The following is a 14,399-nucleotide window of genomic DNA, read 5'->3' on the forward strand; positions in this document are numbered from 1 at the left end:
TTCATCCAGGTAGCGAACCAGGTGTCTCTGGGACGCATCACCGCCGAAGATGCGAAGAGCAATCTGGTGGGCAGCGAGGCGACCGATGCCTTGACCGCTGTTCTCGACGACAGCGCATCGCAGGCCGAGGAGACGGTGATGAACGTCCTCCCGGCCTTGGTGAACGTCACCGACTATTCAGACGACCGCGCGGTGGTGTCGGTATGGGCGGTCTCTGCAAGTCAAAACGACCTGAGCGGCACCGGCAACGTCAGCGTCATCACGATCTGGGCAACGACGACCGTGACCGTGCAGTGGGAGAACGAGGACTGGAAGGCGGTCGACTGGTCATTCCGCACTGGCCCCGAACCGTCCGAGGTGTCGTTCCCCGAAGGGGATTCCACGCTGGCCGAGTTCGGTGCAAACGGCCTCTACACCTTCTTCGTGGAGTAGCTGATGCGAACCCTTGTCCGTACATTTCTTGCGGCGTTGCTGGCGACGCTGGCGACGCTGGCGCTGGCATCGAGTGCTACACCGGCGTTGGCGCAGCCGCTCGATGCCGCCGCTGAGGGGTGGCCCGCCGGGATGCCCGAAGAGCTGAAGCAGTTCTTCCCTGGTCACCCGGAGTTCGACGCGGCCGGGTGGTCGACCGATCCGGAGTGCGCGGACAAGGGTGGCGACTACGGTCTGTATCTCGGCCAGTACCTCCGCTATGACCAGCGGATCATGTACTGGGCCGCGCCGGTAACGCAGCGCGCCGCTCAATACTCGGAGCTGATGGGTGTCTCGGAGGACGAAGCCCGCCAAGCCGTGCTCGACGGTAAGGAGCCGACCAACTGGCCCGACTCCTACCCCTCTGGCGACGACAGGTACTCGCCGCCGAAGGGCATGTGCGCCGGTGATCTGGCGAAGTGGTCCGCACCGGCCGGAAACCACTGGAGTTTCACCTGGGCTACCCAGCCTGATGCCGCGTCCATAGACTTGATGAAGCAGCAGGAGTATGTGGACAACCTGCCTGACGACATCTTCGAAAATCCATGCAGCGATCACGAGATGCTCTGCAACCGTGCATATTTCCTGGACTGCGACAAGGCAAACGCACTTAACAATGTGAACCAGTGCCGTGGTTGGAATATCCAAATAGGCAAGATGTTCGGCGGGATCTGGAACTGGAAGGAACAGAACAAGGACATCGCTGACAGGTTCGTGGACCTGGCAAACCTCGGTGGGGTCGTCCTCGAGGCGGTCACGCCGTTGCACATCAAGCTCGGCGTCAGCGCAGGACTCGCGGGTATTGACAACGCGGCCGCGACGATCGCGTTCATCAGTGATCCCGGCAGTGTGATCGACGACTGGGCGAACAGCACCAAGGAAAGCGCGGTGTCACTGACCACCTCGGTCCTCGAGGGGTTGTCGAACATCAGCGAGTTCAATCCTCGTGATGAGAATTTCCTGAAGTGGTACGCGATCAGTTGCGGCATAGGCGTATTGGTTATGTCGATCACCGCGTTCTTCACGATCTACCGCACGTCCACGCAGAAGTCGACCCGAATGGAACTGGCCTACAGCCTCATCGGATACGCGCCCATGGGGCTGGTGTGCATGATGTTCGCGCCGGCCGCCGCAGAGCTGCTGGTCCAGCTCTCGCACGGTCTCACCACAGTGCTGTCCGGTCTGCTGAAGCAGGACATGGAGCAGGCCGTGGTGTCGGTGTCGACAATGCTCGGAGGTATCACCGAGGACACCCTGGTCGGCGGCCCTATCGCCGCGATCGTGTTCTTCGGTTTGCTGTTCCTCGGCGCGCTGAGCTTGTTCTTCGGCATGTTGATGCATGCCGCGGCATTGCCGATCCTGGCGGGTCTGGCTGGAGTTGCTTTCGGGCTGTGGATTCATCCCGTCCAGCGGAAGAAGGCTATGCGGCCGATCTTCGTGTTCGTCTCGATCGTGTTCTCCAAGCCGGTCATCTTTCTCGGCCTCGGGTTTTTGACCGCTGTGTTGATCGACAGCAGCTCGGGTGCCTACGTCGGTGGCGACCTCGCCTCGCTCGGAGCATTGGCGATGACAGCAGTGTGCATCGGCCTGGTCGGATTGGCCCCGTGGTCGCTGCTCAAGTACGCCCCGTTCATGCCGTCGAGCGAGGATTCGGAAGGGTTCGGCGACACGGGATCTGCGACCGGTGAGGGGTTGGGCAACACGTTGCAGACCGCTCAGATGGCGATGATGGGGCGGCATGGCGGTGGTGGAGGTGGCGGTGAGATCGCCTCGGCACGATCGGCAAGTGCCGCACCGTCGCCGTCCGGCGGTGGTGGCGGTGGGGGGAGCTCGCATTCGTCGTCGAGCGGGTCGACGCACCACTCCGGAGGGTCCGCGTCCCACCACTCGGGTGCTGCCGCAGGTCATAGCGGCAGCGGTCACGGCGGCGCACACTCACGCAAGCTCATGTCCGCGGCCAAGGGTGCGTCGGGCACGCTCGCGACGGCCGGGGTCGGTGCGGTCATGGTGGCTGGCACCGTTGGCGGCGCAGCGCTGAACAAGGCGGCGCAGGCAGCGCAGAACGCCCCTGAACAGGCCGACAACACAGGAGGTCAGTGATGAGTGACAGTGAGCAGCGCACGTCGATCCTCGGCTCGGAGATTGCTCGTCGGGGATTGATCCCCGTTCCCGAGCCGGTGCTCGCTGCGTACGCAGCGGCGTTGGTGCTCTCCATTTTGCTCTTCCTCAATTTCGGATCGACGATCTGGACCTTGGGCGGTGTCCTTGCGGTGGTGGCCGCCACGTTGGGTGCGACCACCGACATCAACGGTCGCCGATCGTGGGCCGCAGAGAAGCTGCGCCGACTGCGTGACCGGCTGCGACGCAAGGCCGGTGAGCACATCTTCCGTACCCAGGGTGACGAGTTGTACGGGGTGGCTGGGGCGGATCCGGGCTGGGAGCTTCCGGTGCCGCTGGGTGACGTCGTACCGCTGGATCTGACCGACACCGGCCTCGATGACATGTTCATCCTCGAGCACAAGACCCCTGGCGACAACAACTACTACTCGGTGGTTCTGTCGATCCAAGGGCTGGCTGAGGGGCTCCGCGGTGCGGCGGAGTGGGCGGTGACCTCGCAGGCGTTTTCGCGGGCGGCGGCGTCCTTCGCTCGCCGGTCCTCGCTGATCCGGGGCCTGGAAATGGTGCATCGGTCGGTGCCGGCGGATCTGACTCCGCATGTGGCGTGGATGGAAGGTGTCGTCAAAGCGAACCCGCACGTGGACCGGGTGCTGCCTGCGATCGAGTCCTACGGCCAGCTCATCGACAACTTGGCTCCCGAGTCGGAGGAGCATCGTTGCTACGCGACGTTGATCTTCCCGAAGTCGATCGAGCTGTTGTCAGCGGCCGGGGCGGTGTCCAAGCGTAAGGACGTGAGCGTCAAGGCTGCTATTGGCCAGGTCATCGTTGACGAGACGATGCGGGCGGTCGGTGCCCTACAGGCTGCTCGGCTCGGGCAGGTGCAGGTGCTCGGCCAGCAACGGGCCTGTGCGGTGTTCCGGGCGATGCTCGATCCGTCTTACGCGCTCGATGCCCATCGTGGTGCCAGCTGGGAGAACTGCTGGCCGTCCTATGTCGGTGGGGATCTGTCGGTGCGGGTGTCGGACCGTTGGGACACCCGTGTCGGGTTGATCCGGCCCGGGTCAATCGAGCCGATCCCGTTGCACGCAGAATGGCTCTCGCCGCTGTTGACCGGCGTCGATCCGGACCCCGGTGATCCGGTGGACGGGGTACCGGCGCAGCCGACGATTCGCACGGTCAAGGTGCGGATGGATTTCGTCGATGCGGTCAAGGCTCGGCAGGCAGCGCGCAAGGATGCGACCGAGGATGCGGCGCGCCAGTACAAAGAACGCAAGAAGGGGCAGGTCACCGACGGGGCCTCGGAGGTCATGGCGTCGGCGTCGATGCGGCGCCGGGAAGATCTCAAGCCGGGATCGGGCCACCACGGGGTGATTTGGTCGATGGCTGTAGCGGTCACCGCGCCGGATGAGGATGCGGTGATGCGGGCGTGTGCGCGGCTCGAGCAGGCCGCTGACCAGGCCGCGATCAAGGAATTCACCTGGTACGACGACAGCCACGATGTTGCGCAATTTCTCACGGTGCCACTCGGCCGCGGGTTGGCGGCCACGAAGTTCACACGGATCAAGGGGATCTGATGCCGTCACTACGCAGTCGCAGGAAGCCCGCTACGTCGACATTTCCGGAGAGCGCGGAGACTGCCTCGGCCGTTGTTCCGCGGAGGCGGGCACCGAAGCGCAATAAATGGCTCGATCGGTGGGGTTGGTATGAGCCTCGCCCTGAGGGGGTGTGGTCGACGACCCGGCAGTCTGAGGCGCTGAATTTGGCGACCACCCGCAAGAACGTGCGCCATGAAGGGCTGGTCTCCGGCCGGAACCTGATGTCGAATGCGCTGGTCATTACCGATCCTTTCGCCCTGTACGGCAGCGAGATCGAGAACATCAACGTCGCGGTGGTCGGCGATATCGGTAAGGCGAAGTCCTCGCTGATCAAGACCGCTCTCGGGCTGCGGCAGATCGCGGCGGGCCGGCAGGTCGTGGTGATCGACAAGAAGCGTCAAGGCGATCGAGGTGGCGAGTACACCGAGCTGGCGAAAGCGCTCGGGGTGCCGTCGATCAAATTCAAGACCGGCGGCGATGGGGCACGTCTGAATCTGATGGACCCGGCGATTTCGTCGTCGGTGACCACGTCGGGCGGCATCGTGCCCGCAGGTCAGGAGGTGTTGATCGCCGCTGTCCTCGAAGACACGATGCAGCGCACGCTGGTGCAAACGGAGATCGCGGCGCTGAACCTGGCGTTGCGGCTGGTCAACGAACGGGCGCGTCAGACCGGCACCGAGCCGATTCTCCGCGACGTCGCCGACCTGTTGTTGTCCACTCCCGACGAGGCGACCGAGGCGTTCGGTGAGGTGTGGGCAGAAGAGTCGCGCCGGTGGGGGCGTGATCCGGGTTTGGCGCTGCGGCAGCTCTGCGACGGTGATCTACGCGGGCTGGTCGATCAGCCGACCTCGGCCGATGTTCGCAATGCGCTCGATCATCCGCTTGTGCACTTCGACGTTTCCGAGCTGCCGAACAAAGGCCCCGCGCTGCGGGTGGTGATGACGGTCATCAATACGTGGCTGTCGAATGTGCTGGCCGCGAGGTCGTCCGAGCGTAAGCAGACGGTGTTGATTGTCGAAGAGGGCTGGCACATCGCCGAAGGATCGACCGGCAAGGTCTTCCGCGACAATATGAAGCTCTCGCGCGGTCTCGGACTCTCGACAGTCTCGGCGTTCCACCACATCGCGGACCTGCCTCCGGATTCTCCGGCTCGGGCGTTGATGCAGGAAGCGGGCATCGTGTTCTTGTACGGGCAGGATCGCGTCGATGATGCCGAGCAGACGGTGCGGATGTATCACCTGCCCGAATACTGCGTTGATCTGCTGATGTCGATGCACAAGGGCCAGTGCCTCGTGGTGATGGGCAAGTCCGATCCGGTGCTGATGAAGCACGAACGGTCTCCGTTGGAGATTGCGCTGACCGACACCGATGAGGTCATTCGCGGCGAGTCGACCATGCTGGTTGAGCAGATCCGCCTGCCCGACACGCTCGAGTCGGAAGCGATCGCTGATCTGGTGGGGGCGGCGCAGTGACCGAACGTCCAGAGATGAGGCCGGCGCGGCCGGTGATCCCGGTCGGGACCGGCCCGGTCGTGGCGCTGGTAGGTGGTGTTTTGTGGACGGTGTACGTCGGCGGCGCAGCCGCCGGGGTGGTCACCGGCGCGGGTCTGGTGTGGCCGGAGGGGCTCTACGGGTCGCTGTCGGTGATGCGGGCGTTGATCCTCACCCCGGGGGATCCGACCGTGGGCTGGCCGGAAGGCGATCGGCCGGGCTCGGCGACCGCGACATGGGTATGTCTGGTCGTGGCGATGTTGCTCTACATGACCGCGGTGGTGATGATCGTCGGCGAGATCTCCGCACGTCAACGCGCCACACGTCGCCGACAGCAAGGTTTCGCGGACCCGACAGAGCTGCGGCGGCGGGGTTTGGATCGCAAGAGCGCGGTCAAGGCGGCCAAGGCGAATCGGCCGAGCCTGAGTGATACACCGGCCCGCAAGCTCGACGCGCACGTGGTGGCGACACGGGTCGGCGCACTCTACGGCGAGCACGGCACCGATGCCGAGGTGTTCACCCAGTACCGGGACGGCGCGCTGGTGGAGGGGCCGACCGGGTCGGGTAAGAGCTGGCGTTTGGCTTGGCAGCGGATCGTCGAGTCGGTCGGGTTCGTGCTGGCCACGACGACGAAGCCGGATCTGTTGTGGTCCTCGGTTGGGCAGCGGTTGGCGGTCGGGCCGGTCGAGGTGTTCGACCCGGAGGGCATCACGCGGTGGCCGACGCCGATGCGGTGGTCGCTGTTGGCTGGCTGCGGTGACCCGGACACTGCGATTCGGCGTGCGGATGCGTTGGTGCAAGCTGTTCCGCTCGGAGATACCAAGAACGGCGGCTATTTCTCGGCGAACGCGGCGAAGTATCTGCGGTGTTGTCTGTATGCGGCGGCGGTGTCCGGTGGTGATGTGACGGTGTTCTACCGGTGGGCGATGCAGCGGCAGGTGCCGAAGGTCAAGGAGATTTTGGACCGGGATCTGCCGACGTGGAGCGTGGAGTACTCCCAGCTCGGCGGGTCCGGCTCCGATTCGGTCGATGATGTGATGTCGACGGTCTCGACGCTGCTCGACCCGCTGGCCTCGCCGAAGCTGATGGCGGCGGTCAATGTCACGGCGGTCGAGTCGGTCGATATCGAGAAGTTGATCCGTGCCGGTGGGACGCTGTATCTGCTTTCGGAGGGCTCGTCCGGTTCGAGCGCGCCGATCGTCTCGGCATTGGCAGCTGAGGTGTATTACCTGGCCAAAGAGATTTCGCGGGAATTCCCTGATGAGCGGTTCGATCCTCCGGTGCGGCTGGTGCTCGATGAGGTCAACAACGTCGCTCCGATCCCGGATCTGCCGGACAAGATCACCGACTCTGGGGGTCGGGGTATCTCGATCTGGGCGTTCTCTCACGGTCAGGAACAGAACATCCGGCGGTGGGGTATGAGCGCGGGGAAGATGTTCACGACGAACTCGCCGGTGCGGATCGTTCTGCCCGGCCTCGGTGACGTGAACGAACTCGAGCAGATTTCCCGGCTGACGGGCGAGCGCGAGGAGTGGTGGTCACCGAAGCAGGCTCCCCGCCAGAGGAAGGTGATGGCCGACTCCGAGATTCGGGGGATGCCCGCCGATCAGGCGTTGATGATCTATCGCGGATCGGCTCCGATCCTGCTCCACCTGCCGCTGGTGTGGAACATCGAGCACTGGAAGAAGCGCGTGCTCGAGTCGCGGGAGGTCTACGAGTGGATCTGCGAGACGGGCGAGCTGCCTGATTGGGCGTGGTCGTGCGCAAGGGGTGAGGTGGTGATCGGGTGAGCTACAAGCCGGGACGGTTGTCGTGGCGGCATCTTGACCAGGAGCAAGCGCAGGCGTTGTGGGTCGAGCTGATCGACTGGGTGGAGTGGTTTCGCGGCTGCTATCGGCTGACCGATCGGATCAAAAGTTGCTGGTACCGGCATCCGAAGATGGTCGAGGAGCTCACTGCGGCGATGTCGGCGCACAAGGTGGCCTACGAGCAGCTTGCCGAGGATGCGACGCATTCGTGGTCGCCGGGAAGCTGGCACTACCAGGTGTATATGCCGTTGTTGCAGCGTTTGGCGACGAACTCGGACGAGTTCGCGGACTGCATCGACGGGAGCTGCGAACCACCGACAGTGCAGGTCACGCTGTTCGACGGGGTGCAGGAGTGGATCGCGGCGGACGTCGCGGCGCGGCCGACACCGATTGCGGCAGCGGTCGCTGCCACCGGTTCGGTGGGGGGCTCGACGGCTACGACGATCGATGCAGCGCAGATGGTCGATCTGATCGATTCCGGTGACGCGGATCCGGTCGATGCCGATGATGAGTTCGGACCAGTGTCATACGACGGTCACGTGTGGCAGTGGTCGGACGATAGGGAGGCATACGTGAGGAAATAAGACTGCCGAGGGATACAGGCCTGGCTCACCACCTGGTCTTTTTCTCGGGGATGGTGGCGGCAGCGGAAGTGCCCGCCCAGGTGCCGCGACCGGCCACCACAACACCGATACGGCTTCGATCTGGCATCCCCCCGTCCAGATCGAAGCCGTGTCTTTGTCTCTACGGTCACACTCGTCGTGTGCGCTGCGCGGTGTGCGCCATGTCGGGCTGGTGCTGCGGTATGGGGTGGGCGCTGTGCTGCTGACGCTTCTGCTGTTCAAGCAGTTGGCTGCGGTGGCGTTCGATATGAGTCCAGTCCAGTCCAGTGCGGCGGTCGTTCGGCCGGCCACCGGCGAGGGTGGCGTCGTCGGTGACGTGGTGGGCGCTGCGGTAGGCGGCGGCATCGGCGATGGTCGCCCGCCACAGGTCAGCGTTTTCTGGATCGTTCGGGCAGGGGCCGAGGCTCGACTGTGCCCAGGTCGGGGCGGTGTCGTCGGTGAGCTGGTCGCGGTAGTCGCGGTGCAGGTCGGTGATGGTCTGGTAGTCCTGGCGGATCTGCTGGGCGAGGTCGGCGTCGATGGTGTCGGCGCCGGAGACGGGCGCGACGATCCACTCGGGTGCGTCGGGGTGGGTGAAGTCGCGGCCGTCGGCGGCGATGCGGTCGAGTTCGGCGAGCAATGTGGTCGCCGGGGCGGTGGCCCCGGCCCGTTGTGCGAGGTCGGTGACGATCTCGTCGACGGTGGCACCGCTGATGTGGTGGATGTGTTCGATACGTCCGGCGATGGTGTGTGCCCGCTCGTCGTCGGTCTGCAAGGCGAGGGTGGGCAGGTGCTCCGCGATGGTGTCGTGGTGCGCCTCGAGCCACTCACCGTTTCGGCGGGCAATCAGCTCGGTCAACGGGCGGGCCATGTCGGAGCGCAGTGCAGCGGCGGTGATGTCGATGCCCTGTTCGGTCAGTCGCTCGCGGTGCCAGGTGAGCAGGTTGATCGGGTCAATACCGGCTTGGACGGCGCGGTGGAACTGGCGGGCAAGCAGGCGTGCGGAGGCTTCCGCAGCGATCCGGTTGCCGGTCTCTTCTCCGAATGCGGCAGTGGCGAGGGTGCGGACTCGCTGCGTTTCGAGTAGCGCGGAGGTGTCGCGGTAGCGGCGGATCACCTCGCCGATTCCGGTGTCGTCGGCGGCGGCGTGGTCGGTGGCCTCGGTGTAGCGGCGGGCGCATTCGACCGCGAACTCGTACATCTCGGTATCGGTGTCGAGGAGACTGCGGATCGGCAGCGGCGGCAACGCCGGATGGTCGTGGAACTGTCCAACGATGGTGCGGGCACGGTGGGCCAGGACCGCGCCGACGTCCTTCGCACCCCGCAGCGGGCCGATGGCGACGGTTTCGCCGAGCACGGCGCGGGCACTGTATCCGTGGTCGTGGGCGTCGGCGAGCACCTGTCGTAGTCGCGCCCATCCTTCCGTTCCGTCGACCATGCGCACGATCGGCTCGGGCAGAGTGCGGCGCATTTCTGTGTCGAGTGCGTCGTCGCGCAGGCGTCGCTGTGCGGCGAGGTATGCCTCGCGCAGGCGTTCCGGGTCGGCCGCGTGGGCGGCTTGTTCGGCGAGTTCTTCGGTGGCGGTGCGGTGGCTGTTGTCGGTGGCCACGATGGTCTCGAGGATCATTCGGCCGGTCGAGATGTTCTTGTCTGCCAGGTGTGGACGCTCGGTGTCCTGGTCGACGTCGACGTCGACGGGGACGTAGAGATGGTTGTCGGTGCGGGCTCGGGTGACGGCGACGTAGAGGCCGGAGCAGTCCATGCCGGGGGTGGTGACTGTGTGTGCGGTGTCGACGGTGACGCCCTGGGCGCGGTGCACGGTGGAGGCGTAGCCGAGCTCGACCCGGCTGGTGATGTAGTCGGCCGGCAGGGTGATCACGCCGCCGTGTTCGAGGTGGCGCACGGTCAACGCGCCGCGGTCGGGTAGTACGTCGACGACCTCCCACAAGTCGCCGTTGCGGACGAAGGCCCCGGCTTTCTTGCCGCCGGAGGGGACCAGATCGTGGCGGTTCTCGCGGGTGAGCACGATGTCTCCGCGACCGGCTCGAAGCTCGTCGGACAGCTCGATCACCACGGTGGTGTCGGCGGTTCGGTCGTGCTGGCGGGCGGTTTGGACTTGTAGGTTCGCTGCTCGCACGTCTTCGCGGGTGGGCAGCATGACGAGGGAGTCTTTTCCGTCGGCGAGGTCGTGCAGGTAGTTCTGCACTGCGTGGCCGATCATTTCTTCGCGTGTTCCCTCGCGCACGAGCTCGCGTTCGTAGAGCAGATCCAGGCCGGTGCTGTCGCCGGAGCGCAGCAGCAGTGAGTTCTCGGCCTGGGCGATGTCGTCGCCGAACCGGACGACGGTGGTCAGCTGGGGTGCGTCGGTGTGCTCGGCCAGGTAGCGCAGCAGGCCGCCGGTTTCCACGGCGTCGAGCTGCGCGGGATCGCCGACAAGACGCACGACGGCACCACGTTCTTTGGCGATGTCGACGACGGCAGCGAGGTCGAGGGTGGAGGCGAGGGAGGCTTCGTCGACGAGCAGCATGGTGCCCGGTGCAATGTCGACTCGGCTGGTGATGGTGCCGGGACGATTGCCGATGAGTCCGCGCCAGGGGAAGGTCAGCGAGGCCAGGGTCAGGCCAGGAACACCAACTTCTTCGCCGAGAGTGTCCGCTGCAACAGCCGAGGGGGCAAGGGCGATGACGTTGTGTCCTTCGGCCTTCCACGCGTCGACAACAGCCTTCATGCTGGTGGTTTTTCCGGTGCCTGCGGGGCCGATTCCGGTGGCAAGTAGCGCCCCGGATTGTAGGAAGTGTTCGGTCAGGGTGCGTTGTCCAGCGTTGAGGTCGCGTCCAGTGTCGGTGCGCATCTGCTCGTAGACGGACGTGATTGTGGTGGTTCGGGCGGTGAAGACGGTGGGCTCGCTGGTCGCCGAGATCATCATGGATTCGGCGTCGAGCAAGGTCTGGGAGCTGTGCTTGTGGCTGCCGTGGTGGGACAGGACGAAGTCGCCGTCGCGGCGGCATAGTCGTCTCGGTGTGGCGGGAAGTTCCGTCCGGGGAGTGGTGACCGAGAGCTCCAATACTCGCGCGGTGAGCTGGTCGATGGCCGTGCGGTACGTGTCGATGCTGGGGAACTTCTGTCCGGCCAGGTGCGCTTGGGCGGCGGAAAGTACGTGCGGGAGCTGCCAGCGGGACCGCTTGGACTCGAGTTTGGTCAGTACCGCACGGGCATCGTTGTCGAGGCTGCGGCCTTCCGGCTGTGCGGCGTGATCGGTGGAGAGTGCGTCGTGAACAAGTTGATCGAGAGCTGCATGTCCGCCGAGCAGGTCGGCGGCTCGGGTGCGCCATTCGGCGCGCATTTCGGCCAGGGATTTCGGCTCGGCCTTGCCTTCTCGGGTGTCCAGAGTGGCCTGTTGGTAGAGCTGGTACATCACCTTGGCGGTGGGCATTCGCTGATATTTGGCGCGGTAGTCGGCGACTAGTTCGTCGCGGCGAGCCTCGATTGCGGTGCGGCGGGAGCTGAACATGTTCAGTACTTCCGCCGGGATGGCGGCCAGTTCCACGATGGGTTGCTTGCCTTGTTCGACCTGTCGAGTGGCGAGGTCGAGGCCGAGTTCGGTGTTCATTCGCTGCATGACTTCGGCGTTGAAACGTTGTGAGGCGGAGACGGCGAAGCGAAAGAGCGTGGACCCGTCGACTGCGCGCCACTTTCCATCCTCGGTGGCCTGCGTCTTGATGGAGACGACCGCGTGGGTGTGCAGGTTCGGGTCGCCGGCGCGGGAGTCGAAGTGCTTGTACAGCGTGGCCACGAAACCGTTGGCGTCGATCTGCTCCTCACTACGGAGCCCCACTCTGGTGAAGCATGCGTTCTGTTCGAGCCAGAGCAGCGTGTCTTTTACGGTCTGGTCAACGATGCGTTCGATCTCGACGCGCAGATCGTTCGGGGCGATGGCCCACAGGCTCGATACGCTCTTCGGTGGGGTAAATACAAGATCTTGTCCGGCCACGGGGTGTCGAACTTTTCCCTTCTCGTGGGCGATCCAGTTGCGAAGTTCGGCTTCGTTGGCGACCGGGCGGCCGTGCTTGTCCTGGAACATTCCTCCGGCGATCCGGTCGAGGATCGCGGACGATTCTTCTGCGGTTGCGGCGCGATTGTGTGCCTCGACGAACTCCGCAAGTTCGGCAGCGTGCCGGGTGATGAGCTCGACATTGTTCTTGAAGGTGGGGAACTTGCGACCCAGGCGGGCGAGGCGGATCGCATCCTCTGATGGCACTCCGCGACGCTGCAATTCCTCGATGATGGTGTCGGCATCGGGGTGCAGTCCTTCACCGAAGAGCGCCTTCATTTGGGCTTCGGTGACCTCATCACCGGCGCTAATTCGTCCGAGACTGTCGGCGTGCAGATCGTCGAGAGTGTCGTTCAATCCGTCGAGTCCGGAGCCGAACCATTCTCCGGGCGGGGTGCCGTGGGCGGTGTAGTAGTCGGTCAGCTCTCCGCCACGTTCACGCTCGCGGTCGGCTGTCGCTACCTGACGTGTCAGGTACTCGTAGCCGTCCGCTGCATGCAGGACGTGGAGGGTCATCACGATCAAGATCGTAGCGTCAGAATCACGCTGGTCGGCGGCAACTCTCCCGAATATCTGTAAAACAGCAAGAGGTGTGTCCCCTTTCTGTGCTGCATGAGTGCATACGGGGGTGAGATTCCGATACGGCGAATCCGGCGAGCTGCGCTCGCTGCATGTCACTACCGGATGATGTCGGCCTGCCCGGTTACGATCTTGAGAGATTGTTGTCTTCGGAAGGTAGGTCGCGTGAGTGGGTCGGGGGATTCAATGAGCACCGAATCGAAGGTTGTTTCGGCTCGGAGTCGGGCGCGATCGAAGCTGTCGGAGCGTCGAGCCGAAATGCTCAAACGCATCAGCGACAATCAGACTGACCTCGAGCGCGCGCTGGCGGCGCTCGCGAAGATCGACAAGGCGGAGGAGCGGCGGGATGCCGCGATCGCCAAAGTCACTGAGGATTTCGAGAAGCGCAAGCACACCGCGGAGCTGGCGGCAGGAAGGTCGCTCGCGAAGGTTGCCGAACGGGGTGAGACGTCGACCTCGATCTCGGATCTGGCGGGTCTCGATGCGGCGACTGTTCGGCGTTTGGTGAAGCTGGGCGAAGGCGCGGGAGCGTCGACGGCGCAGACTGTCAGCCGGGGCAAGACGACTGACCCCGATCAGAGTATCGACCGGGAGTCGTCCACTCAGGCGAGCTCGAGTGCGGCGCCTGCGTCGTCGGACCCAGTCCCTGACTCGACGGCTGCGAGCGAATAGAGGTCAGCAGCGGCGTGCGGCGGGAGCCGGGTGATGTGATCGAGCGGACCCGATTTTTCCGTCGCGTCGTGTACGGACCGGCTCCGGATTCTTGCCATCTATGGGTAGGCGCTCTGGGCGATGACGGGTACGGGCGCTTCTGGATTTCTCGCGGCGGGCAACAGATCGTCGTTCGCCCGCACCGGTACGCGCTCGCCCTCGAACTGGACCGGGCGTTGGAAGAGAATGAGGTGGCGATGCACCGGCGTTGCGACAATCCGCTGTGCGTCAACACAGGAACCGGCGATCCATTCCTCGCGCACGTGGTGCTGGCGACCTCCTCGGAGAACATGTCGGACATGGGCCGCAAAGGTCGCGGCGGTGGACGTCGATGGTGGTTCGGTGCCGACCGCGCCGAACGTGCTCGACGTTCCAGGGCGGTGCGGAGGCCGTTCTCAAGCACGGTTGGAGCCAACAAGCGATCGAAGCGGCGTTGTACGAAGGAACTCAAGGCACCCTGTGGTAGTCGGCGATGCTGTCGGCAGGCGGGTGCCGAGCCCGATGCTCGTCGTCCGGATCGACGAACGCAGATGATGAAAGTCGACCGCGCCTGTTTCGGCGGTTGCGGTCGCAGACGTTAGGAGTTCGAATGCAGCGAAGTGCGGTGGAGTCGGCATTGCTCGATGCGGTGCTCGATGCGATGCCGGTGTCGGACGTAGCACTCGAGGCTGCGGTGGCGGGCATCCCGATTCTCGACGTCCGGCGGTCTTCGGGTGTCGATGTGGCGCAGTCCAAGGAGGGTTGGGACATCTGATCGGCTTTCCTGATCCTTGTGACGCGGAGACAGTGACCGGCGCGCATTGTTGCGACGGCCTGGCACCGGGTGGACTGTTCTGCGCAGGTGTCACGGGAGGGGCCGGCCGAGGGGCTCGATGCCCCGAGGTCGGCGATGCGCATGCGTGCGGGTGGCCGGGCGTGGTGGTGTGTTGATGGGGCGAGGCCCCGCACCGGATCGGTGCGGGGCCTCGTGTGTT

At 64.8% G+C, this 14,399-nt stretch carries 9 protein-coding genes and 1 pseudogene; 8 read left to right on the top strand and 2 right to left on the bottom strand.

The annotated features are described in order from the left end of the window. The 6 genes and pseudogenes from ACSYG9_RS27980 to ACSYG9_RS28005 all read left to right on the top strand — a co-directional run. Positions 1–432, top strand: a pseudogene (locus ACSYG9_RS27980) (hypothetical protein); the annotation flags it as partial. A gap of 3 nt (positions 433–435) precedes the next feature. Next, positions 436–2,571 (top strand): hypothetical protein, encoded by a 2,136-nt coding sequence (locus ACSYG9_RS27985; RefSeq protein ID WP_454843074.1) that lies wholly within the window; start codon positions 436–438, stop codon positions 2,569–2,571. Then, a complete protein-coding gene (locus ACSYG9_RS27990; RefSeq protein ID WP_440127853.1) occupies positions 2,571–4,163 on the top strand; it encodes a hypothetical protein in 1,593 nt (530 codons plus the stop codon). The genes ACSYG9_RS27985 and ACSYG9_RS27990 overlap by 1 nt, the downstream gene beginning before the upstream one ends. Beyond that, the gene (locus ACSYG9_RS27995) at positions 4,163–5,656 is read left to right on the top strand and encodes an ATP/GTP-binding protein (protein ID WP_440127852.1); all 1,494 of its coding nucleotides are present in this window, start codon (positions 4,163–4,165) and stop codon (positions 5,654–5,656) included. Before ACSYG9_RS27990 ends, ACSYG9_RS27995 begins: the two co-directional genes overlap by 1 nt. Continuing rightward, positions 5,653–7,464, top strand: a complete 1,812-nt coding sequence (locus tag ACSYG9_RS28000) for a TraM recognition domain-containing protein (RefSeq protein WP_440127851.1) — start codon at positions 5,653–5,655, stop codon at positions 7,462–7,464. The genes ACSYG9_RS27995 and ACSYG9_RS28000 overlap by 4 nt, the downstream gene beginning before the upstream one ends. Continuing rightward, complete coding sequence (locus ACSYG9_RS28005) at positions 7,461–8,066, top strand: hypothetical protein (protein ID WP_440127850.1); 606 nt, start codon at positions 7,461–7,463, stop codon at positions 8,064–8,066. The genes ACSYG9_RS28000 and ACSYG9_RS28005 overlap by 4 nt, the downstream gene beginning before the upstream one ends. Positions 8,067–8,232: 166 nt before the next feature. Here ACSYG9_RS28005 and mobF read toward each other — a convergent pair whose 3' ends face one another. After that, on the bottom strand, positions 8,233–12,651 hold the full coding sequence (gene mobF, locus ACSYG9_RS28010; RefSeq protein WP_440127919.1) for a MobF family relaxase: 4,419 nt from the start codon (positions 12,649–12,651) through the stop codon (positions 8,233–8,235). Between the two features lie 249 nt (positions 12,652–12,900). Between mobF and ACSYG9_RS28015 the strand changes: the two genes are divergently transcribed. Further along, positions 12,901–13,386, top strand: a complete 486-nt coding sequence (locus tag ACSYG9_RS28015; protein ID WP_440127849.1) for a hypothetical protein — start codon at positions 12,901–12,903, stop codon at positions 13,384–13,386. A gap of 98 nt (positions 13,387–13,484) precedes the next feature. Here the strand turns inward: ACSYG9_RS28015 and ACSYG9_RS28020 are convergent, their stop codons facing one another. After that, positions 13,485–13,688, bottom strand: coding sequence for a hypothetical protein (locus tag ACSYG9_RS28020; protein ID WP_454843075.1), 204 nt, complete (start codon positions 13,686–13,688; stop codon positions 13,485–13,487). A 326-nt stretch (positions 13,689–14,014) separates the two neighbouring features. Here ACSYG9_RS28020 and ACSYG9_RS28025 point away from each other — a divergent pair, with 326 nt between their 5' ends. Next, positions 14,015–14,179: a hypothetical protein gene (locus ACSYG9_RS28025; protein WP_378563707.1), complete on the top strand. Its 165-nt coding sequence runs from the start codon at positions 14,015–14,017 to the stop codon at positions 14,177–14,179. Positions 14,180–14,399: the final 220 nt, after the last annotated feature.

The sequence above is a fragment of the Rhodococcus sp. SJ-2 genome, assembly GCF_053750035.1.